The organism is Dechloromonas sp. ZS-1, assembly GCF_039649255.1.
Taxonomy (GTDB): domain Bacteria; phylum Pseudomonadota; class Gammaproteobacteria; order Burkholderiales; family Rhodocyclaceae; genus Azonexus.
In genome coordinates, this window is record NZ_JBDIYD010000004.1 from 176,445 (window position 1) to 199,185 (window position 22,741).

Genomic DNA, 22,741 nt, shown 5'->3' on the forward strand with positions numbered 1-22,741 from the left:
ACAGGCACAAAGCCTGATGCACATATCGATCCTGCGCCAGATCAGGCCGGATCAACCTGGCCCCAACACGCCACACAGCGCAACATACTCATCAGGTACGCCACAAAAACCGATCTCACTCTTCGGCAGTAGCGTGTAGCTGACCGGCATACCTTGTTCGATCAGCTCGTTATAAAGAGGGGCGACATAACACTCCCCTGCTACGCCCTGGTTTTTCAGCCGATAGGTATGCAAAGCATTTTGGAAGATACGTACCGACGCGAAGTAATACAGGCCGTTGGAACACAAGTCTGAGATCCGCTCTTTCTCTACGACGCGGGCGGCATGACCGGACTGCTCATGGCTCGGCTCGACGAAGGACCAATGCACGCCTTCGCCCCTGAACACCTCCAGATAGCCAGCCACAGCACTTCTCGCTGCATCTTTCTCAAAGTTGTAAAGGACCGTATCGATATTGAAAATAAATAGTTCCTCGTCCTCCGAGGCACACGCGAGCGACAACTCAACCGATTCGGCCTGACCTCCGGTTTCACCCGCGTGCTCGATCACCTCGAAGTGCCGCACGCCGAGTGCCTGCATGCGCTCGATGAGGAAAGCCCGATCATTGGCGTCTGCCCGGCACAGCAAAACGAACAGATCGGTATCGAAGTAGCGCCGGAACGATCCCAGCACGTGGTCGAAGACGACCTGCCCCTCTCCGCCAAGCGGAAGTTTGTACTTTGGTACGGTGTAGCCGGCATTGAAAAAACGGCTGGAGCGACCCAGCATCGGAAAAACAAACATGTCAGTTCAGCCTGTCATGGAAGGTCTCGGCATACAGCCGTATCGCGTTGGCCAGCAAGGCTGTCTGGCGACGGGCCGAGTCAGCATGCAGTGGCAACATGGCAATAAACAGAAGCGGGAGGGTCTTTTCTATCGCCCCCATGCATATCCCCGGCATGAAGCTGTGCCGCCTGAACGCGCCCTGAATCTCCTCTACGTCGTCGGCACCGAAGATCCGGAACGAAAAGTGCTGACGCTCAACGGACAGCGCATACTGCCCCGCGACGATATGGTCGTACAACCCGAGAATCGAATGGGCGAGCTTGGCCACATCGTAGACTTGGCTACCGAACACCATTCTCTGGCCGTCCTCATCGGCGCCACGCGGATCGATCAGCTTGATGGCGCGCATCCGGGAGTCGTAGAGGATATTACTCAAGCACAGATCGCCGTGCACGAAAGCGGGGACATCACCCAGTGTCATCAGGTGCGCGCTCGAATCCGCCAGTATCTGCCGAAGCGATGGAAGGCGGATGCCATTGAGCAGCAGTTCGGCATCCGCATCGAACCCAGTCTGCCGGATGAAATCCTCAAGCCGGCCGTGTGCCTTTCGTACGAAGAGCGCTTCGTTTCGCGCACCTTCGGCACACACAGGGGCATCTACAGCGCGCGAAGCATCAAGAAAGCTCGAGATCTTCATGAAGACTCGCTCCCAGAAAACAACCGTCTGGCGTCCGTAGACGAAGCTTTCGTTGAGCGGAATCGCACCGAGATACTCGATCGAGTAGAAATAGGCCCCATCCTCGACGCCATCGCCCAGGTACTGGGGGATGAATCTACGCAGAGGGGCTGGCGCATGGTCAAACCAACTGGCCTCGGCACGGATTTTCTCTCCGTTGCAGCTAAATTTCTTCAACACGGTATGATCGATTTTGAGCCGGTTGAATGCACGCTCGGTGGTAAACGACGAGCGGGCGTGAAAGTAACAGGTTGCATTCGTAAGGATATAGCAGTGATCAATCCTCGAATGCGCCACTTTCTGCCCGAACGAATACCGCTTGATCGCCCTGAAATAGTCCAGGGATTCCTCTTTCAAGCAGTGAGCGAGCACCGCCGGCTGCGACACGGAAAAAATGCCGGCCCAGACGAGATCCCGCTCGGCGCCATAGGCTTCGACCGGCAGCGCCGGCTCCAGATCCGTTTCGAAAACACCGATCATGTCCGCCTCTTGTGGCATGCTCAGCGGCAGACAACCTCCCAGCAGAAAGGTGACATTCTGCTGCGGAGGGCAATACCTGGCCAGCATCTCGGCCAATTCCTCGCCTGTACTCCCGACCCCATCGAGGATGACGATATCGACCCCTTGCTCGCTCATCCAGGCCCGCTCGGCTTCCAATACCCCAAAGCCTTCGGGGAGTGTCAGCAGGATGGGACGTGCCGGAAATGCCCGTCGCAGCATCTCCACCTGATAGACATAAAGACGACGATTGGCCAATGGCACGAAGCTCACCGGCAGATCGCCAACCTCGGCACGCAGGCTCTCGCCCACATACTGCGCGGACAGGATGACGATCATTGGGCGTTGCCGATGCCGATCAGTTGGGCGACCTCTTCCGGCGTCATGCGAGCAAACTCGTCGGGGCGCAACGCTCGGTCATCCACATAGAAGCCTTCGTGCCCGCACCACGGCTTACCCACGACGACCTCGTCGAATTCGACCTTGTGCCGTTGTAGCCAGTCGAGGATCACAGGCAGCGTGTGCACGTTGATCTTGCCGATATTGCCTTCATAGGTCCGCATATTGCGGCTGGTGTGCACCACGATCTCAAATCCGAGCGCACGATACTCCCGCAACTTGTCGATGACGGCCTGGTTCGGACGCGCATTCGGATAGTCGCCTTCGGCGTCGCACAGGGTATGGTCGAGGTCGATAATGATGCGTTTCATCAGAACCACCCCCGTTGCGTCGGATCAATCTGGTACTGCTCCAGTAACGGCTCAAGCTCGACGCCATACTCGCCCAGGTTCCACTTGCCCTTGCCGATGGCGGTTGCCACATACGGATAGACATCGTTATCGAAGTGGTGCAGCCCCCTGCGCTTGCCCGAGCGATACGAGAATGCCGCCTTCAGGCCCATTTTCTTGACGACCTTCTGGCTATTGACCTCAAGTTCCCAGATATTGACCTTCAGGTTGGCTTTCAGCACATCCATGAGGACCGTGCGACGCCAGAAACTGGGCTGGATCGAAAAAATCCATTTCGACTTTGTGCTCAGACTGTAGAGCGTCGGGCACACGGGCACCGGCTCGTACTGGCAGTCTCCGCCCTTGATGAGACGGATATGGTCAAACTGTCCGGACTGCATGAGCTCATAGTATTTCGCCAGCTTCTGGTAATCCGGTGCGGCATACAGGAACATGTCCTCGTGGTCGAAGAACACGAATTCATAGCCCTCGAGCGCCTCCAGGCAGGCAAGCAATCGCTGCGGGTAGGGACGTCCTTCTTCATAAATCAGCGGCTTGACGCTCTCGGGCAGGCCCGGATGCGCCCGGTTGACTGCGACAAAGTGCGCCATGCCTACCGAGAAATGGGTACGCATCAGGGGGAAATAGAGCTTCCAGACATCGGCACAATCGGTGTGAGAGAAGGTCAGGTGACAAATCTTGTCGTCGAAAAGTTTCATGCCCGTTTCCATTCAGTACAGATCCGATTCCATGAGTTCGACCGGCGAAGTGCCGGCGTAGTAAGCCTGATACCACTTCATTGTTCGATAGAGCCCCTCGACGCTGTTGTCGCGGGGCGGAGAGAAGCGGCGGCTGTATTTCGCCACGTTCACGCTCAGATTCAGGTCTTCTTTGACCTTTTCCTCTTCGTCGATGACCTCAAGATCCGGATAGTATTCCTTGAACAGGTCAATCACATCGCGTACGCGCGCAAAACTGCTGTCTTTGGGCCCAAGATTCCAGGCCTCGCCACTGGGGATAGCACCATCGAGTGCAGCACCTGCGATCCTCGAAATCCCCTTGACCACATCGCTCACATGCTGAAATGGGCGCGTCGCATCCATGTAGCGTACCCGGAAGCTTTTAGCACCTCGCGCAGCGTGAATCAGGTCAGGAATCAGGCGGTTGATCGACCAGTCTCCCCCGCCCACCACGTTGCCAAGACGAACGGTCTGGATATTGAGCGAACGCCCCGCGCGATGTGCGTTGTTATACGCCTTGGCGATCAATTCGGAACTGGACTTCGAGACACTGTAGACGTCACCACCGCCCAGCGGATCGGTTTCTGAGAATGGGTGTCCATCGCTGTTGTTCTCGTACACCTTGTCGCTTGTAATGCACACTGCAGCGCGTACGCTCTCAGTCAGCCTGGCGGCCTCGAGCACAGCAAGCGTGCCGAGTGCATTCGAACGGTAGGTCAGGTACGGCTGCTTGAAGGCACGCGGCACGATGGCCTGACCTGCCAAGTGCACGATCAGATCGGGCTGTATCTGCGCCACCCAATCCTGCCATGCCGCGAGATCGGATACATCACACTCGCGCTCACCATCCATCAGCGTATTCAGGCCCGCGACATCGTATAAGCGCTCGCCATAGGAACTCCGGTCATCCAGCCCGTAGACGCGCCACCCTTCACGCTTGAACAAAAAAGCGGCCCAAGCACCAATGAAGCCCATATGCCCCGTCACAAGGACGCGAGATGTCGATGTATTCATTCTGTTATTCACCCAAGTTACATTACGACGCAGTACGAAGAGTGTGCGTTACAGCAGGACTCTCATTGTTTGCCCACCGACGTGAAATCCGCCTGCCTCATAAAATGCCTGCGCTGAAGCTGCTGCCTCTAGCGAAACTTTGAAGCAACCACGTGTCCGTGCTGCCGCCACCAGTGCATCGATCAGTTGCCGGCCAACACCCTGCCCACGAACATCAGGCGCAACCACCACATCCTCGATGATGCCGGAGCGGCCGCCACGCACCCGATTCAAGATAAATATCGAGCCAAAGGCGATCACTCTGCCACCCTGCGTGGCAACACAGGCATGGCAGTCTGCCTGTGCCACAAATGCCTCGGCCAAGGCCGGCACGCTTTCCACAGCAGGCCTGTAGGCACTGAGATCCTGCAAGATGTCGATAACCGCACTCATATCTTCCGGCATGAACGTGCGGATGTGCACCGGTACTGTCACTGGCAACCCTCACCCTTCAAGTAGGTCGCGATACGCTCAGCCGCATGGCCGTCGCCGAAGGGGTTGACTGCACGGGCCATCGCTTCGAAAGCCCCTGCATCGCTGATCAGGGTCTGTGTCTCACGAATCACCTTGAGCGGGTCTGTCGTCACCAACTTGGCAGTGCCGGCCTCGATGGCCTCGGGACGCTCGCTGGTATCTCGCATCACAAGCACCGGTTTGCCCAGAGCCGGTGCCTCTTCCTGAATACCGCCGCTATCGGTCAGCACGAGCAAGCAATGACGCAGCAACCACGCAAAATCCTTGTAGTCTTGCGGTGGAATCAGAACCACATTCGGCACATCGGCCAGCTTGTGCTCGACCACGTCCTTGACCTTGGGGTTCAGGTGGACCGGATAGATGAACCTCAGTGCCGGGTTGGCCTTGGCCAGCTCATGAATACTGAAGCAGATGTTGTCGAGCCCACCACCGAAGTTCTCTCGACGATGCGCCGTGATCAGCACGAAGGGCTGCGCCTCGATGTCGAAGCCGATCTGCGAAAGCAGGCGGGCTCGCAGTTGCGCAACCTCCTCAGGGCGGCCCTCCAGGGTGCGGATCGTCAGTAGCAGCGCATCGATCACCGTATTGCCGGTCACGATGATCTCTTCCGGTGCGATCCCCTCTCGTTCGAGATTGGCCTTCGCCGCCGGCGTCGGCGCAAAATGGTGCCGGGTCGCGATCGCGACAGAGCGCCTGTTGTATTCCTCGGGAAAAGGGGAGAGCAGATTACCGGTACGCAGTCCTGCTTCCACGTGCCCGACTTCGATCTGACGGTAGAAGGCGGCCAGCGCGCCAGCCATGGCAGACGTGGTGTCGCCGTGCACCAGAACCAGATCGGGCCGCGTTGCCTCGAAGTGGGCATCGAGTGCAGGCAGTAGCCGGCTCGTGAGTTCTGCCAGCGACTGGCCAGGCGTCATCACCCTCAGTTCAACGTCGGGTTTCAGATCGAATGCGGCCATCGCGCCATCGAGCATGGTGGTGTGCTGGCCGGTACTACAGATCGTGACATCAAAATCATCCGGCTGCGCACGCAGCGCAAGCACCACGGGGGCCATCTTGATGGCCTCAGGCCGCGTTCCGATTACGACACAGACTTTCTTCAAGCTCATTCCCCGCCTCAGATGTGGATGTTCTTCTCGGCCAGCTTGCGCTGGAGCGCTCGACCCCAGTTGCCCAACCGGGGGTACTTGGCGGCCAATCGCTTGATGAACCGGATACGGGTCACGCCAGGACCGATGACCAATCCCGCCGACGCCGCACCGGCACCATCCTTGCAAAGGAGAAAACCGTTCGAGGTACAATGACGCAGCGCAGTATCAAATTTTTGCAGCGCCTCATCCCCCTGGGAAACGGCCTCTTTCGATGTCCCGAGTTTCATTGCAAGCTCCGGGTCGCTGCCCCAGATGGCCGGATCCGACTCGGGGTGCGGCGGCACCATGGTGCAAATGCCCAGGTGCTTTTGCAGCATAAACGAGAAATGCATATCCTCGCCCACCAGACGGGAAGTACCCAGCGGCGGCAGTTCGCGCCAGAAGGCACCCAACCATTCGCGCTTGAAGAACCAGGCATGGCCGACGATATCGACAACCTCGGCCTTTTCATTCGGCGCATCCCAGCCAAACGACACGAAGGGATGGTAGCGCGCGGGACTCAGAAAACGCAGACCACGTGCACCGAGCAGAGCCGGCTCCCGCGCCATCTGCTGCAGACAGCTCTCAAAGAAGCGCGGAGCCGGGAAGGTGTCATCGTCCAGCATGCAGACGTACTCTGTTTCGGCATTGATGGCGTAGGCAAAGCGGGACCATACGCCCAAGTTGTGCGAATTATTGGCCACCATCACTTTGTCGCCATAGCCGTGCAAATCCAGCTCTTCGCCGTTATTCCAAATCAGCACCCGCTCTGCGGGTACCGTCTGCGACAACACACAGTCGATCTGCTGCTTGAGGTATTGCTGGCGCTTGAAGGCGTTCAAGACAACTGTAATCATACTTTCACCATTGAAGTTGATATTCCCGATGCTGACGATAGCGCCAGGCTGCAAACCGTTCACGCAGCGTACGGGGATCAATGAGCTTGTGGTATGCACGCGTCCCCAAAGGAAGACCCATCAGGTCGTTCAGGACCGTGCCGATGTCCAAGAAGGTCAGATCCGGGCGGCTGATCCGTAGACGATGTCCCAGAACATTGGAGAGCGACGAAGCGGACGACAGGATCAGCGCCGATTGAGGCGCATGTAGCAACACAGCCAGAACAGCATCGAGCGTTTGTTGGTAGGCCGAAAAGAAATCATCCGGAATCTGGACAAGCCGCCCCTTTTCCAGACACCCCTTCAATTCGCAGCGCCAATTCCCCACCACAAGCAGATTCTCGAAAGAGGCCACTAAAAAGGGGAAAAAATCCGCACGGGCACGTAGGAAATTTGAATTCAGGAACAAATCGGAGAAGGTCATTTGGGGCGTAAAGCCACCATTGAGCCGCAACATGAATTCCCGATCGCCGATCGCGTTGTTATGCCGCGTGGGAATACCTTTGAAGTAGCCCTGCTCGCGGAAAATCGCGGAAGCCAGCAGATCGCCCCGAACATCCTGACCCCGCCTCGGATCGAAGCGCTTCTGGTCGAACTCGGGAAACTGGTTCGAGAAGCGCTTGCCGCGAAACTCCGTCACGCCGCCGGCGATGACGAGTTTGCGATTGCGCAGAACCTCGATTTCGCCGTCACTGAATCTCACGAAGGTAAATGGCGAGTGCTCGCGTACCAGGCGTTCGAAACGATCCAGGTCTCCGTCTCCGGTGGGCATCACATGCGCGTCGCCGGCCATCTCAAGTTCAGGCATCGTCAGTGGATTCAAAACAGGCCCCCGTTCTTCACGACCACGGGAAATTCAAGCAGCATCCGGTCGGCACACTCACTCACGGCCCTCAGGTCAGGATCGGCCACATCGACGAAGGCTCGCATGCATGCAGCAGTCCCGAGGGCCATGTGCAGGGAGAACGCACCGCCGCCTCGCACGAGCTGAAGATCCGGAAAGTCTAAAGAAGGCTTGCCAGCCCGAGCACTTGCAAACCCCACATACCCGGTACGGCTCCAGAGCAGGAATTTCGCCAGGGCGTTCATATAGAACCAGTCGGTACACCCGAGGTATCGATCGACGCTCGGCATGATCAGAACCGGCGCCGCGTCCTCTTCGCGGCACAACGCCGCATCCAGCGCACAGGCCATGAGATCACGCGTCCCGCGTCCCACTGTCTGCAGTGTCGTTACAACCCAACCGCCCTGTCCGTCAGAAACATGCTGGCGTACACTCCCGCCCGCCATCTGATAGATGGTGCCAAGGGGCAGCGGCGATTCACTCAAAAGGCGAGCCATCGCGGCATCGTCCGCCTCATGAAGCAGCAGCACGAGCGGCTGCGGATTGATCAACTGGCCGGACTGGGCAGAAAGCTCGAAGTCCTCGTGGGTCAAAAAGCGGACACGATCCCGTAACCCCTCTGACAAAATGAAGTACTTGAGCAGGGCGTGGATATTGAGCGCCTGGAATGTGGGAAAAACCGGCGCTTTCGCCACGAATCCCGGGACACAAGAATTCTCGGCAGTCAGCGGTGGCTGCGAGAGAAAACGCTGTATCGGCAGCGTCAGTCGACGCACAACCCGCTGCGGAAGGGTATTACCCCGTGCACAATTCTGTACACCCAGCACGAATTTAGAGATCAAGGCATGAATGCGCTGTCCGACAGGATGCGAACGCCAGACTGCGAAGCGTGTCTTGATGCATGCCCGCGGCCAGCCATCTCCGGAAAACAGCGCTATATAGCAGTTTCGCCCGGCAAGGGAATCGAGCACAAAAGCGTCAAAACGGCCAAAGCGGCGTGCATCGTGCCATGGCGCCAGTACCCACATGTCGGCATACCCCTCGTCCACCTCGGAAAAATAGGACAAATAGAGGTAATCCTCCGGCAGCGAGGCATCCGCAACCAGCTGGTTGACCTGCTCACCGCCCGTCTGCCCCAGATCCCAGCGGGTGATCAGGACCTGCCCTCCCGAAGAGGGAAGTTCATCCATGAGCGCCACGGCACGTGCGCGCGATCGTGCATTACCGAGCACGGATTGGATGGAGACATTCTTCCAGGTCGACGTCAGACGGTCCAAGCCTCGCTCGAAACGGTCGGGAGGCTCTATTTGCCGCATGAACTCCGGATAGAAACAGGCCTGCTGTTCATGACGCTCAAGCTGCGGCCCGTAGACCGTGCGCGCCAGATGTGCCAGATCCGGATTCCAGCTATGAGCAACGATTTGACGAACCGGCTTACCTGCCGGCAGCTTCTTCTGCAATTCGACAAAGCCACGCCAGAATGGCCGCAGATCGGCCGATTGAGGCCTGCACAAATGCCCTGACAGTACGAGTGTCAGTTCAGTGTCGGCCATCGGTGCACTCCAACACTTGCAGAAACTGCCTCGAAATATCCAGACCCGGGGGGTTCTCCCCATGCGCCGTCCGTTCGGCAAGCAGATTGGACAAGCAAGCACGAAGCGAGTGCTTGATGGCTGCCAGATCATCGGCCTGGACGGCGTCCCCGCCGCAGGACTTGATCAACACCTGCAATTCATCGTTGTTGATCAGACCGAACACCGGCAATTTGAGATTCAGATAGTCGTAGGTCTTGTACGGAATCGTTTCTCGACTGCGTTCATCCACATGCTGCACCAGCAGCAGACAAGATGCCTGCCTAGCACGCAGAAGAGCGTCAACACGGTCGAGTGCATCGAGCGACTGAAAATCGGCGCGAGCCAGGTAACGGGACTTCGTCTCGCAATAGACTGCACCGAGGTTGACGACACGGACAGCCCGGGCTGGCTCGAAACCTTCTTGATGCAAGGCATCGAGCGCATCGAAGAACAAATCGAGGTTGCGTGAGCCGTATAGCGTGCCCAGGTGCAAAAACTCGAATACATCGCGCTTGCCACGCTCGCCGGATGATACAGGCGGCACGAATTGCCACGCCCCCGGATACACACCAACAATCTTTCCGGCATGTTCGGGGTTGCGCTCGCGCGCCAGTCGCGCCGCTTCTGCCGTCACATAGACGGCTCGGGTCGAATGTTTGGCCAGCCAAGCCTCGATCCGTGCAGAGATGCGCCGTGTCATGCTAGACCGGACCATTGTGGCACCCAGCAGCGGGTCCTGGAACTCACAGAACAGGCGCCCCCCTGTCAGACAGACGACGGCGCCCCCGATGACCTGAGCGGAAGTCGGCCCACCGGTGCAGAAGACGTCACGCACGCGATAACGCAACTTGAGGTAAAGCGCCACGGGCAAGGCGGTAATCAGCCATGACCATCGTCCCGCACTGATACCTTTTGTGATTTTGCGAAGTACAAAGTCGATGATATTGCCGAAGAGCAAAGCAAATGGCAGGAACACATGCATGCCAAGGGGAACCGTCTCCCCGCCAGCCCTCAACTCCTTGATCTCTTCTTTATAGTCATTCCAGGACAGCGAAGGCACCCTGACATAGCGAACCCCCGGCCGATTGGCGACATGGCTCCCCATCCCGGTGAGCACGACGGTTTCCCGCCCGGCCGCCTCCAGAACACGAATCTTGTCATCCGCCCACTCCGCCGGGCAATTGCCGCGGATGCCGGTGAAGAAGCTCAGAAACAGCAACGGAGTCACGTGAGGCTCACTTTGATGTGCACAGTCATTTTGTACTTCGAGTGTGTTTTGCTTCACGAGCGCGACTCGCAATCGGCCAGTTCGCAGGCAGATCTCAAGGCATCAATCACACGTACCTGATCCGACTCGCTCATCCCGATCCAGATCGGCAATCTGACGATCTGCTCCGAAAGCTGATTGGTATTGATCAAATCGCCATGAATACGGCTAAAGCGCTCACCGGCAGGCGAGGCGTGGAGCGGCACATAGTGAAACAGCGCATGGATGCCGTTACGCTTCATCTCGCTCAAAACGCGTTTGCGATCCACCCCGCTGTTAAGGAGCACATAGAACATATGGGCGTTGTGCTTGCATTCGGCCGGGACATGAGGGCGACGTAAAAATCCCGCCTGCGCCAGCGGCTCGGTTAAGAGGTGATATCGATCCCAGATCCGGCAGCGCTGCTCGGTGATTTCGGTCGCCTGCTCCAACTGCGCCAAAAGAAAGGCGGCAATCAGCTCTCCCGGCAAAAACGAGGAGCCAACGCTTTGCCAAGTATATTTATCCACCTCTCCCCTGAAGAAGCGACTGCGATCCGTCCCCTTCTCCCGAATGATTTCTGCCTGGATAGCGTACTCGGCACGATTGACCAGAAGCGCCCCGCCTTCGCCGCTGATCACATTCTTGGTCTCATGAAAACTGAATGCCCCCAGATCACCGATCCCCCCTAGCGGCATCCCCTTGTAGCTTGCCATGACGCCCTGCGCCGCATCCTCAATCACACACAGCGAGTGACGACGCGCAATATCCATGATCGAATCCATCTCACAGGCTACGCCTGCGTAATGGACAGGGACAATTGCCCGGGTTCGATCCGTTATGGCCGCCTCGATCTTGGTCTCATCGATGTTGAGCGTATCGGCACGGATATCCACGAAAACAGGCACAGCCCCGCGCAACACAAATGCGTTCGCTGTAGAGACAAAAGTGTACGAAGGCATGATGACTTCGTCACCGGGCTGAATATCGATCAGCAGCGCAGCCATTTCAAGTGCGGCGGTACAGGAGTGGGTCAACAGCGCTTTGTGGACACCCACGTTCGACTCCAGCCACTGGTGACACTGCTTGGTAAACCAACCATCGCCGGCAAGCATATTCCGCTGCTTGGCATCACGGATGTACTCGATCTCAAAACCCGTCATGTAAGGACGATTAAAAGGAATGGGATTCATACGAATATTTACGTAAGTTAAGGAGCGTGACTGCTTCCGCCGCCCTTGTTGCCGAGAGAAAAAGGTTGCGATTTCTTGACGGAAAGAGTCATTGCGAGCGAAAAAGCAAGAAGCTGCTCCAATGAAAATAAGTATGCGTCAAATCCATTATGAAAAAAGCCCAGCGTCACGAAATAGATCCAAACCGCACGCCCTGCGGTGTTGAGTTTTTTGAAAAATCGGCACAAAAAAACCATCCACGCCGCCGTTATCAAGACACCGAAATTAATGATGCTGTTGAGCGGCCAACTATGCGGACGCACCAAAGTACCATCCCCCAATAAAAAACCGGCCCCAAAATACCCCTCACCGGTCAGCAGTAGGAGGGGATTGGCGGATAGGTGAGCCATGTATGCACTCAAAATACTGATTCGCCCGCCCGGATCACCAAAAAAACCGGGGCGACCGGAAATGAAGGCTGCAGCAAAAATCACCGCCCCCCCTTCGGCAAGAGAGAAGAGGCCGATTCGTTTTAATCTCAACATAAAGCATACTGCGACGACCAGCGCCAGCAGCACCGCCCTTGCCCCCGACATTACCAACGCAAACACCAGAAACATCATGCAAGCCAGAACCTTGACACCGAGCCCGCGCGCGGCTAACAAGTAAAGCAGTGCCATACCGCAGAGATACGAGTAAGCAATTCGATCCCTGCCAAAACCTCTAAATGATTCCCCCCTAAACAGACCATCGTTACTCGCTCTGTCAATGATGAACTGAAATTTCTCCGGGAGGACATCAAGCATATTCGCCAAATGCAGCGCAAACAGGAAAAAGATTGGGGTAATTAAATAGATAAGCAGCGCAGGGAATACATATCGGTCAAACCAGTCCTCATGCTCTCCCGACAAGGCAGGCATCCACTGATTTATCCAAACAACAAAAAATATCGCTGCAAATATCCCGGGCGAAACTTTTTCAGTACTTACTTGAATTGCCGCCTCAATCAGTACAGCCACGACGGGAATCGTGAATAAATTACTTCTCTGAATGAAGTTTCGACCTGACTGCGCCAGCGACTGAGCAACCACGCATAGTGCGATCAAAGGGTAAAACACCCTTGGCAACCAAATCTCCAAGGCGTAGCTAACGGTATAGGCCTCATTAGCATGATGACCCGAAGCACTCATGGATTCGACGAATCCGACTCCTTGCACAACTGAAAATGCAAGGAGTAACAAAGCCATGAGCGAATACTCCGGCAAACAAGTCTGTTTTAAGATTACTGAGCGCAAAAAAAGCAAGACGATTTGGCAAACCAGAAAGTGGTGGTTGCACGCCCCTCGAATGACGCCAACAAGCAGAGGGCCGCCCATTAATTACCTGCACACTACCGCTCTGTCACTTCACGATCAGCAAGCGTTGCAAGAGAAATCTAACAGAGAAAGGATCAAGGCTTGTTAGAGCAGGAACTTGCCGTGAAAAGCCTAACGACGTCGCCATTTTCCCATATTGTTATATATTTGAGAAATATCGGCAACACCTCGGCTTTGTTAATGGCATGGACGCTCCCTCCCCGACCGGGTAGTCCGGTGAGATATCAAGGGGAAGGTCACCCGTAAAAACAGGCCTCTTTGGTAGTATCGGGTGGTGGACCGAAGGAGGATCGAACTCCCGACCTCCGCATTGCGAACGCGGCGCTCTCCCAGCTGAGCTATCGGCCCACGAGTGATTGATTATAGCGCACCCAAGCGGCATGCAGGCAAGGTGTCCACCTCCGGATAGCGCGCGGCATCACCCCTGCCCCGCCCCCGCCACGGCACGCCGGAGGCGGTCGACTACGGCGGTCCACTCGGGACCCGACGGGATGGCTTCGACGACGATCAGGTCGACGCCCGTATGGTCCATGTCGCGCAGGGCGGCGTAGAGGTCGTGGGCATAGCCGACCGGATCGGCGGGCATCAGGCGCCAGGCGTGGGGCATGCCGGCTTGCGGCGGTTGGTTGGCGCTGATCACGGCGCACTTGCCGCCGCGATGGCGCTGGGCGTTGAGAAAATCGAGCAGGCGGTCGGCGGCGACCATGCGCAGCGGGGTGACCGGGGCGTAATGCGCTTCCAGCGAGCCGGAGACGCGCGGGGCGCCGGCACTGGTTTCGATATCCGGCAAGCGTCCGAGCACCGCTTCAAGATGCAACGGGGAAATATGGCCGGGACGCAGGACGACCGGCGCGCCGCGCGAGCAATCGATGATGGTGGATTCGATCCCGACGGCACAGGGGCCGCCATCGAGAATGAGCGGTACGCGCTCGCCCAGCTCTTCGGCAACGTGGGCGGCAGTGGTCGGGCTGATGCGGCCGAAACGGTTGGCAGACGGGGCAGCAATCCCGGCCGGCTTGCCCGGCGAGGCCAGCGCAAAGCGGCGCAAGAGCTCAAGCGCCACCGGATGCCCCGGCACGCGCAAACCGACGGTATCTTGCCCCCCGGTCACGGTCGACGGCACCCAGGCCTGCTTTTTCAGGATCAGGGTGAGCGGACCGGGCCAGAAGGTTTCCATCAATTCCCAGGCAACCTCCGGCACCGCCTCCGCCCATTGGTCGACGGCATCGTGCCCGGCGATGTGCACGATCAGCGGGTGGTCGGCCGGGCGCCCCTTGGCCGCGAAGATTTTGGCCACCGCCGTCGGGTTGGCGGCATCCGCCCCCAAGCCATAGACCGTCTCGGTCGGCAGCCCCACGAGTTCGCCCGCGAGCAGCAGGTCGACCGCGCGACGGTAATCTTCGTCAGCGGGCGTCATCAGTCCTGAATGCCGATCGCGGCGCGTGCGGCCAGCGCAGCCTGCTGGACTTGCTCGGGATTGTCGCCAATCACCGTAAAGTGCCCCATCTTGCGGCCCGGACGGGCGTGGTGCTTGCCGTAGAGGTGCAGCTTCAGATTTGGGATGGCGTAGAGCTTGGCCCAATCCGGTTCGCGGTAGGTATCGCCGTCGTACCAGAGGTCACCCAGCAGATTGACCATGACCGAGGCCGAGTGGGCGCGCGACTCACCGAGCGGCAGGCCGCACAGGACGCGCACCTGCTGCTCGAACTGGTCGGTGACGCAGGCATCAAGGGTGTAGTGACCGCTGTTGTGCGGGCGCGGTGCCATTTCGTTGACCAGCAGTTGGCCACGGCTGACGAAGAACTCGACGCCCATGGTGCCGATGTAGCCGAGCTTCTCGGCGATCCGGGCCGCGATGTCCTCGGCGTCGCTCGTCATGCAACCCGTCGTCCGGGCCGGCACGATGGAGACATCGAGGATGCCCTTGGTGTGCTGGTTCTCACCGGTCGGGAAGCAGGCGATCTTGCCATCTGCGCCGCGCGCCAGGACAACCGAGACTTCGTAGTCGAGCGGCAGGCGCTGCTCGAGCACGCATTGCTCGCCCTTGAACTGAGCGAAGGCCAGCAGGGCTTCCTGAATGTTGTTGACCGTGGCCTGCCCCTTGCCGTCATAGCCAAAGCGGGCCACCTTGAGGATGGCCGGGAAGAGGCTTGCCGGCGCGGATTTCAGGTCATTTTCCGTGTCGACCGTCAGGAAGGGCCCATGCGGGAAACCGTTGTCGCGCAGGAAGGATTTTTCGCTGACCCGATGCTGGCAGATCGCCACCGCCCCGGCGTGCGGACGCACCGGGACGAACTTGGCGAGGTAGTCCAGCGTATCTGCGGGCACATTCTCGAACTCGGTCGTGATCGCCGCGCAGCCTTGGGCGAACTCATCCAGCGCCGCGTAATCGTCGTAGGCGACGCAGAAATGGCGCTCGGCAATCTGGCCGGCCGGGCTGTTCTTGTCCGGATCGAGGACCCAGACCTGATAGCCCATTTCGTGGGCGGCGGAAACGAAGAAGCGGCCAAGCTGGCCGCCACCGAGCATGCCCAGCGTTGCGGGCGGAAGAATCATCGTGGTGCTCAAGACATCAACCTCATCGGCACGAAGCAAATTGGCGCTATTTTGACGGTCGACCGTCGGGAATCACACTTCCGGCAGTTTCATGGCCAGCACCTTGTCGGTCTGGGCCTGACGGAAAGCCTGCAGTTTGGCGTTCAGGGCCTCATCTTCGTTGGCCAGCATGGCCACGGCGAAAAGGGCGGCATTGGCGGCACCGGCTTCGCCGATGGCGAAGGTGGCCACCGGAATGCCCTTCGGCATCTGCACGATGGAGTGCAGCGAATCGACGCCGGACAAGGCGCGCGACTGGACCGGCACACCGAGCACCGGCACCGTGGTCTTGGCCGCCAGCATGCCCGGCAGGTGCGCTGCGCCACCGGCCCCGGCGATGATCGCCTTGAGGCCGCGCGGGGCGGCTTGCTCGGCGTATTCGTAGAGCAGATCCGGCGTGCGGTGCGCGGAAACGACGCGGGCTTCGAAGGCGACGCCGAAATCCTTCAGGATGACGGCGGCGGCCTGCATGGTCGGCCAGTCGGAGTCGGACCCCATGACGATGCCGACGGAAATCTTCTTGTCAGTCATGAGCGAATCCCTGCCTTGCGTTCAGCGGCCTCGATGGTGTTGGCCAGGAGCATGGTGATGGTCATCGGGCCGACACCGCCCGGGACCGGGGTGATCTGGCCGGCAACGGCGAGGCAGTCCTCGTAATCCACGTCGCCACAGAGTTTGCCGTCCGGCAGACGGTTGATACCGACGTCGATGACGACGGCGCCCGGCTTGATCATGTTGCCCTTGACGAACTTCGGCTTGCCGACGGCGGCAACGACGATGTCGGCGCGCTGGGTGTGAAAGTTCAAATCCTTGGTCTTGGAGTGACAGACGGTGACGGTGGCGCCGGCGTTGATCAGCAGCATCGCCATGGGCTTGCCGACGATGTTGGAGCGGCCGATCACGACGGCTTCCTTGCCGGTCAGGTCGACATTGCCCTTCTCGAACATCTTCATCACGCCATACGGGGTGCAGGGGATGAAGCGCGGCGCGCCTTGCGATAGGGCACCGACGTTCTCGGCATGGAAGCCATCGACGTCCTTCTCGGCGGAAATCGCTTCCAGGACCTTTTCTTCGTCGAAATGCTTGGGCAGCGGCAACTGCACCAGAATGCCGTGGATGGCTGGATCGGCGTTCAGCTCGGCGATCTTGTCGAGCACGACCTGCTGATCGACAGCGGTGTCGTAGACGATCTTTTCGGAATGCATGCCGATGGCCAGGCAGCCATTGACCTTGTTCTTCACATACACCTGGGAGGCCGGGTCTTCACCCACCAGAATCACCACCAGACCGGGCTTGTGCCCTTGGGCAGCCAGCGTCTCAACGCGTGCCTTGAAACTCTGACGAAGTTCTTCCGCCAGGGCCTTGCCGTCGATAATTTGTGCCGTCATCGTCGCATCCACGAAAAGAAAACGGGAAAGGCAACGGCCTTTCCCTTTGATTTGCCGCGCATTTTAACAGAATCAGGCGAGGACTGCCGCAGCCTCCCCCACTGCGGCCCTGCCCGCAGCGAATGCCTGTCTGTTCAACGCAACGACGGCCTCGCCCTTGCGCGCAAAACGACGTAGCACGCAGGCGAGCAAATCCTCGGCAGCAAAGGGCAGATGATCGGCAATGGCGCCCAGCATCACGGTATTACCCAGGCGAATATCGCCCAGATCGAGCGCGATGCGGGTTGCGTCAAACGCCACCACCGGCGTACTGGCTGCGCGCATCTCGCCAACCGGGTCGGCGGGGTAATCGAACAAGCCCAACTCAACCACGGGCGGGACGAAGCGCGAATCGTTCACCAGCGCCAGCGCGCCGGCACGCAGCATATGGCGCCAGCGCAGCCCTTCCGCCGCCTCGAAGGCGAGCAGCACATCCGCGTCGCCCGGCGCAATCTGCGGCGAGAGCACACGCGGCCCAAAGCGCAGATGCGACGAGACCACACCGCCGCGCTGCGCCATCCCCGCCACTTCGGTCTTCTTGGCGTCCTGCCCGAGCGCGATGGCGGCCTCGGCCAGAATCTCCGTCGCCGTCATGACGCCCTGGCCGCCGATGCCGACCACCAGAATATTGCTTGTTCCCGCCTTCATTTGCGTCAGCGCCATCACGCACACCCTCCGCCGGTACAGCCCGGCCGCATGAAGTTGACCGGCGCGCTCGGCACCCAATGCTGGATCGCATCCGGCGCACAGGGCTGCAGACACAAGCCACAGCCGGTGCACACCGAGGACTCGATGCGCACGAAAGCAAGATCCACCGTTCGCCCATTCGGTTTGACGGCCTGATCGCGGCGCGTCACATGGATGGCCGGACAGCCGACTTCCAGGCAGTTGCCGCAACCGGTGCACTTGTCGTCCTCCACCGCGTAAGGCTTGAGCTTGTGGTAGGCCTTGGTCAGCACGCAGGGCTGGTCGGTGATGATCACAGAAACCTCGGGCACTTTGACTTCCTCGCGCACGGTCTTGAACAAAACCGGCAGTTCGTAGGGGTTGACCGTATGGATGCGCTCTTTTTTCACGCCAAGCGCTTCGCAGAGCTTGGCGAAATCGACGCGCGGCGTTTCGTCGCCATGAATATTGAAACCATTGCCCGGATTATCCTGGCCGCCGGTCATGCCGACGGCGCGGTTGTCGAGCAGGAGCACCGTGACGTTGCCCTTGTTGTACACCATGTCGAGCAGGCCCTGCATGCCCATGTGCAGGAAGGTCGAATCGCCGATCACGGCCACCACGCGCTTGTCCTGATCGGCCTCGCCGCGCCCCTTGTCCATACCGAGCGCGATGCCCATGGAGGCGCCCATCGAGACGCAAGTATCGAGCGCATTCCACGGATGGCCGGCACCCAGCGTGTAACAGCCGATATCACCGGAAATATTGAGATTGCGCACCTGGGAGAGGGTGTAATAAACCCCGAGGTGCGGGCAGGCCACGCACATCGTCGGCGGCCGCGGGAAAATCTGCGCCGCGACTGGCGGCGCAGGCGGCACCGGCTCGCCCAACAGCCGCGCGATGGCCGGACGCAGCACGGCCGGCGACAACTCACCCTGCACGGGCAGGATGGCCTTGCCGATCACGGGCAAGCCCGCCGCCTTCAATTCGGTTTCGACCAGCGGCTCGACTTCCTCGACCACCACCACCTGATCGACCAGGGCCGCCAGCGCGCGGCAACGCTCCACCGGCACCGGACAAGAAAACCCCAGTTTCAACACCGGCGCATCCGGAAAGGCTTCGCGGACATGCATGTAAGCCGGCCCGGAAGTAATGAAGCCCACGCGGCGATCCGTTCCCGTCTCCAGCACGTTATAGGGGGATATTTCGGCCTGTTCACGCAGTCGACCATCGCGCTCGAACATCAGGGGAATGCGCTTGCCGGCATTGCCCGGCACCATGACAAAGCGGCCGGGCGATTTCTGGAAGCCCTTGCCGGTGCGAGGCTGACGCTCGCCCACCGTGACCAAGGCCTTCACGTGATTGATGCGCGTGGTCATGCGCAGAATGACCGGCACCTCGAACTGCTCGGACAGCTCGAAAGCAGCCAGGGTCATCGCGTAGGCCTCCTGCGAATCCGCCGGCTCGAACACCGGCACATGCGCAAAACGCCCCCAGTAGCGCGAATCCTGTTCGTTCTGGGAAGAAGAAAGCCCGACATCGTCGGCAATGGCGATGACCAAGCCGCCAACCACACCGGTCAGCGTCAGGGTCATCAGCGCATCGGAGGCGACGTTCATGCCCACATGCTTCATGCAGCAAAAGGCGCGCGACCCCGCGTATGCGGCGCCGATGGCCACCTCCAGCGAGACCTTCTCGTTGACCGACCACTCGGCATACAGATCCGGGTAGGTCGCGATCACTTCCAGCATCTCGGTGGCCGGGGTGCCCGGATAGGCTGCCGCCACCTTGACGCCGGCCTCCCAGACCGCGCGCGCCACAGCCTCGTTACCGGACAACAACAGCCGGCTCGCCGCCGGCGCAGGCATCACTGCAGCCATCCCACTCCCCCCTCTGGAAAGCATCCATTCTAGGAAGGCCCACGCAACGCGTATTGATACAAATCAACACACAACAACAAACAAATTTGTATCACAAAAAAACACCTCACCCCATTCAAATATTATTGCACGATGCGAATTCTGTTTTTACAATGCGAAACATGCTGTAGGTGTAAACACGGGGTGCGATCCACCCTGCAACGCGTTAGAGTTGTCCTGCTCAGCGGCAGGACCCAATGAAAAACCAACGTAGGAGACTAACCATGGCCGACCAGCCGAACGCCCAGCCTGTAGATCTGGACCCGCAGGAAACCAAAGAATGGATTGACGCCCTCGAAGGCGTCATCGCCCAGGAAGGTGCCGACCGCGCGCACTACCTGATCGAGAAGCTCATTGGTCAAGCCCGCGAAGACGGCATCGACATCCCTTACTCGGCCAATACCGAGTACATCAACACCATTCCCGCCGACCGCCAGCCCAAGTATCCGGGTAACCCGGACATGGAGATCAAGATTCACTCCTATATCCGCTGGAACGCCATGGCCATGGTCGTCCGTGCCAACAAGCACACCAACGTGGGCGGCCACATTGCCTCCTTCGCCTCTGCCGCCGCCCTCTACGACGTCGGCTTTTCGCATTTCTGGAAGAGCATCGACCATGAAACCGGTGGCGACCTGATCTTCTTCCAGGGCCACTCCGTGCCGGGCGTCTATTCCCGCGCTTTCATGCTGGGTCGCCTGACCGAGTCGCAGATGGACAACTTCCGTCAGGAAACCGACGGCAAGGGCATCTCCTCCTACCCGCACCCGTGGCTGATGCCGGATTTCTGGCAGTTCCCGACCGTCTCGATGGGCCTCGGCCCGATCCAGGCCATCTACCAGGCCCGTTTCATGAAGTACCTGGCTTCGCGCGGCCTGATCGACGCCGCCAAGGCCGAACAGCGCAAGGTCTGGGCCTTCCTCGGCGACGGCGAGACCGACGAGGTCGAATCGCTCGGCGCCATCGGCATGGCCGGCCGTGAAAAGCTGGACAACCTGATTTTCGTCATCAACTGCAACCTGCAGCGCCTGGACGGCCCGGTGCGCGGTAACGGCAAGATCATTCAGGAACTCGAATCCGAATTCCGCGGTGCCGGCTGGAACGTCATCAAGCTGATCTGGGGCACCCACTGGGATGCGCTGTTCGCCCGCGACAAGAAGGGCATCCTGAAGAAGCGCATGATGGAACTCTGCGATGGCGAGTACCAGACCTTCAAGGCCAAGAACGGCGCCTACGTCCGTGAAAACTTCTTCAATACGCCGGAACTGCGTGAGCTGGTCGCAGACTGGACCGACGACGAGATCTGGAACCTGAACCGTGGCGGCCACGACATCTTCAAGATCTTCTCCGCCTACAACGCCGCCGTCACCCACAAGGGCGCACCGACCCTGATCCTGGCCAAGACCATCAAGGGCTTCGGCATGGGCCAGGCCGGTGAGGCCATGAACATTTCCCACCAGCAGAAGAAGATGGACAAGGAGCAGATCGGCCGCTTCCGTGACCGCTTCAACCTGCCGGTGCCGGACGACAAGCTCGAAGAGCTGCCCTACCTGAAGTTTGCGGAAGACAGCCCGGAATACCAGTACATGCGCGATCGTCGCCTGGCCCTCGGCGGTTTCCTGCCGAAGCGTCGCCAGAAGGCCGAGCCGCTGGCCATTCCGAGCCTCGACAAATTCGATGCCCTGCTCAAGGCCTCCGGCGAAGGCCGCGAACTGTCCACGACCATGGCCATCGTGCGCATCATGAACATGCTGTTGAAGGACAAGCAGGTCGGCCGTAACGTCGTGCCCATCGTGCCGGACGAATCCCGCACCTTCGGCATGGAAGGCATGTTCCGCGCCGTCGGCATCTGGAACCAGCAAGGCCAGAACTACGTGCCGGAAGATCATGACCAGCTCATGTTCTACAAGGAATCGAAGGACGGCCAGGTGCTCCAGGAAGGCATCAATGAATCCGGCGCCATGAGCGACTGGATCGCGGCTGCCACCTCGTACTCCGTACATGGCGTGCAGACCATCCCGTTCTACATCTGCTACTCGATGTTCGGCCTGCAGCGCGTCATGGACCTCTGCTGGGCTGCCGGCGACCAGCGTGCCCGCGGCTTCCTGATCGGCGGCACCGCCGGTCGCACCACCCTGAACGGTGAAGGCCTGCAGCACGAAGACGGCCACAGCCTGATCCTGTCGAACCTGATCCCGAACTGTGTTTCCTACGACCCGACCTTCCAGTACGAAGTCGCGGTCATCACCCAGGACGGCCTGCGCCGCATGCACGTCGAACAGGAAGACGTGTTCTATTACCTGACGGTGATGAACGAGAACTACGAGCATCCGGAAATGCCGGCCGGCGCCGAGGCTGACATCATCAAGGGCATGTATGCCTTCAAGAAGGGTGGCGCGGGCGATCTGCGCGTCCAGCTGCTGGGCTCCGGCACCATCTTCCGCGAAGTCATCGCCGCCGCCGACCTGCTCAAGAACGACTGGGGCGTCGAAGCCGACATCTGGGGCTGCCCGTCCTTCAACGAGCTGGCCCGTGACGGCCAGGATACCGCCCGCTGGAACCTGCTCCACCCGCTGGAAGCACCGAAGCTGTCGCACGTCGAGCAGAAGCTCGCTGGCAGCACCGGCCCGGTCATCGCCGCCACCGACTACGTCAAGCTCTTCGCCGAGCAGATCCGTCCCTTCGTCAAGGGCACCTATGTGACCCTGGGCACCGATGGCTTTGGCCGTTCCGACACCCGCGAGAAGCTGCGTCACCACTTCGAGGTCGATCGTCACTGGGTCACGCTGGCAGCCCTGAAGGCACTGGCTGACGAAGGCAAGATCGAGCGCGAAAAGGTTGCCGCCGCACTGGTCAAGTACAACCTGGATCCGGCCAAGCCGAATCCGATGTCGGTTTAAGG

At 59.4% G+C, this 22,741-nt stretch carries 20 protein-coding genes and 1 tRNA gene; 1 reads left to right on the top strand and 20 read right to left on the bottom strand.

Annotation, left to right across the window (positions count from 1 at the left end):
* Nucleotides 1–51: 51 nt before the first annotated feature.
* From AACO21_RS08230 to AACO21_RS08325, 20 genes are all read right to left on the bottom strand, one after another.
* Entirely contained in the window at nucleotides 52–783 is a 732-nt protein-coding gene (locus AACO21_RS08230; protein ID WP_346192033.1) for a hypothetical protein, read from the bottom strand.
* Nucleotide 784: 1 nt separating this feature from the next.
* Nucleotides 785–2,338, bottom strand: coding sequence for a hypothetical protein (locus AACO21_RS08235; protein ID WP_346192034.1), 1,554 nt, complete (start codon nucleotides 2,336–2,338; stop codon nucleotides 785–787).
* Nucleotides 2,335–2,709 (bottom strand): HAD-IIIC family phosphatase, encoded by a 375-nt coding sequence (locus tag AACO21_RS08240; protein ID WP_346192035.1) that lies wholly within the window; start codon nucleotides 2,707–2,709, stop codon nucleotides 2,335–2,337. Before AACO21_RS08240 ends, AACO21_RS08235 begins: the two co-directional genes overlap by 4 nt.
* Nucleotides 2,709–3,446 carry a hypothetical protein gene (locus AACO21_RS08245; RefSeq protein WP_346192036.1) on the bottom strand — a complete coding sequence of 246 codons (738 nt, stop codon included), beginning with the start codon at nucleotides 3,444–3,446 and terminating at the stop codon, nucleotides 2,709–2,711. Before AACO21_RS08245 ends, AACO21_RS08240 begins: the two co-directional genes overlap by 1 nt.
* A gap of 12 nt (nucleotides 3,447–3,458) precedes the next feature.
* Nucleotides 3,459–4,481 carry an NAD-dependent epimerase/dehydratase family protein gene (locus AACO21_RS08250; RefSeq protein WP_346192037.1) on the bottom strand — a complete coding sequence of 341 codons (1,023 nt, stop codon included), beginning with the start codon at nucleotides 4,479–4,481 and terminating at the stop codon, nucleotides 3,459–3,461.
* A 48-nt stretch (nucleotides 4,482–4,529) separates the two neighbouring features.
* Nucleotides 4,530–4,943, bottom strand: a complete 414-nt coding sequence (locus AACO21_RS08255; RefSeq protein WP_346192038.1) for a GNAT family N-acetyltransferase — start codon at nucleotides 4,941–4,943, stop codon at nucleotides 4,530–4,532.
* 8 nt (nucleotides 4,944–4,951) lie between these two features.
* Nucleotides 4,952–6,103, bottom strand: coding sequence for a UDP-N-acetylglucosamine 2-epimerase (non-hydrolyzing) (gene wecB, locus AACO21_RS08260; RefSeq protein WP_346192039.1), 1,152 nt, complete (start codon nucleotides 6,101–6,103; stop codon nucleotides 4,952–4,954).
* Nucleotides 6,104–6,111: 8 nt separating this feature from the next.
* Entirely contained in the window at nucleotides 6,112–7,044 is a 933-nt protein-coding gene (locus AACO21_RS08265; protein ID WP_346192040.1) for a glycosyltransferase, read from the bottom strand.
* Nucleotides 6,986–7,828, bottom strand: a complete 843-nt coding sequence (locus AACO21_RS08270) for a hypothetical protein (RefSeq protein ID WP_346192041.1) — start codon at nucleotides 7,826–7,828, stop codon at nucleotides 6,986–6,988. Before AACO21_RS08270 ends, AACO21_RS08265 begins: the two co-directional genes overlap by 59 nt.
* Before the next feature lie 11 nt (nucleotides 7,829–7,839).
* Nucleotides 7,840–9,417, bottom strand: a complete 1,578-nt coding sequence (locus tag AACO21_RS08275) for a hypothetical protein (protein WP_346192042.1) — start codon at nucleotides 9,415–9,417, stop codon at nucleotides 7,840–7,842.
* Complete coding sequence (locus AACO21_RS08280) at nucleotides 9,404–10,666, bottom strand: hypothetical protein (protein WP_346192043.1); 1,263 nt, start codon at nucleotides 10,664–10,666, stop codon at nucleotides 9,404–9,406. The genes AACO21_RS08275 and AACO21_RS08280 overlap by 14 nt, the downstream gene beginning before the upstream one ends.
* A 53-nt stretch (nucleotides 10,667–10,719) precedes the next feature.
* Nucleotides 10,720–11,877 (bottom strand): dTDP-4-amino-4,6-dideoxygalactose transaminase, encoded by a 1,158-nt coding sequence (gene rffA / locus AACO21_RS08285; protein ID WP_346192044.1) that lies wholly within the window; start codon nucleotides 11,875–11,877, stop codon nucleotides 10,720–10,722.
* Between the two features lie 17 nt (nucleotides 11,878–11,894).
* Nucleotides 11,895–13,103, bottom strand: a complete 1,209-nt coding sequence (locus AACO21_RS08290) for a hypothetical protein (RefSeq protein WP_346192045.1) — start codon at nucleotides 13,101–13,103, stop codon at nucleotides 11,895–11,897.
* 401 nt (nucleotides 13,104–13,504) lie between these two features.
* Nucleotides 13,505–13,580: transfer RNA gene (locus tag AACO21_RS08295), tRNA-Ala, on the bottom strand.
* Nucleotides 13,581–13,650: 70 nt separating this feature from the next.
* On the bottom strand, nucleotides 13,651–14,649 hold the full coding sequence (locus AACO21_RS08300; RefSeq protein ID WP_346192046.1) for an L-threonylcarbamoyladenylate synthase: 999 nt from the start codon (nucleotides 14,647–14,649) through the stop codon (nucleotides 13,651–13,653).
* Entirely contained in the window at nucleotides 14,649–15,788 is a 1,140-nt protein-coding gene (locus AACO21_RS08305) for a 5-(carboxyamino)imidazole ribonucleotide synthase (RefSeq protein WP_346192047.1), read from the bottom strand. The genes AACO21_RS08300 and AACO21_RS08305 overlap by 1 nt, the downstream gene beginning before the upstream one ends.
* Before the next feature lie 72 nt (nucleotides 15,789–15,860).
* The gene (gene purE, locus AACO21_RS08310; protein ID WP_346192048.1) at nucleotides 15,861–16,358 is read right to left on the bottom strand and encodes a 5-(carboxyamino)imidazole ribonucleotide mutase; all 498 of its coding nucleotides are present in this window, start codon (nucleotides 16,356–16,358) and stop codon (nucleotides 15,861–15,863) included.
* Nucleotides 16,355–17,215, bottom strand: coding sequence for a bifunctional methylenetetrahydrofolate dehydrogenase/methenyltetrahydrofolate cyclohydrolase FolD (folD, locus tag AACO21_RS08315; protein WP_346192049.1), 861 nt, complete (start codon nucleotides 17,213–17,215; stop codon nucleotides 16,355–16,357). The genes purE and folD overlap by 4 nt, the downstream gene beginning before the upstream one ends.
* Nucleotides 17,216–17,287: 72 nt before the next feature.
* Entirely contained in the window at nucleotides 17,288–17,917 is a 630-nt protein-coding gene (locus AACO21_RS08320) for an indolepyruvate oxidoreductase subunit beta (protein ID WP_346192050.1), read from the bottom strand.
* Nucleotides 17,917–19,800, bottom strand: coding sequence for a thiamine pyrophosphate-dependent enzyme (locus tag AACO21_RS08325; RefSeq protein ID WP_346192051.1), 1,884 nt, complete (start codon nucleotides 19,798–19,800; stop codon nucleotides 17,917–17,919). The genes AACO21_RS08320 and AACO21_RS08325 overlap by 1 nt, the downstream gene beginning before the upstream one ends.
* Nucleotides 19,801–20,063: 263 nt before the next feature.
* Here AACO21_RS08325 and aceE point away from each other — a divergent pair, with 263 nt between their 5' ends.
* Nucleotides 20,064–22,739 carry a pyruvate dehydrogenase (acetyl-transferring), homodimeric type gene (gene aceE, locus AACO21_RS08330; protein ID WP_346192052.1) on the top strand — a complete coding sequence of 892 codons (2,676 nt, stop codon included), beginning with the start codon at nucleotides 20,064–20,066 and terminating at the stop codon, nucleotides 22,737–22,739.
* Nucleotides 22,740–22,741 lie beyond the last annotated feature (2 nt).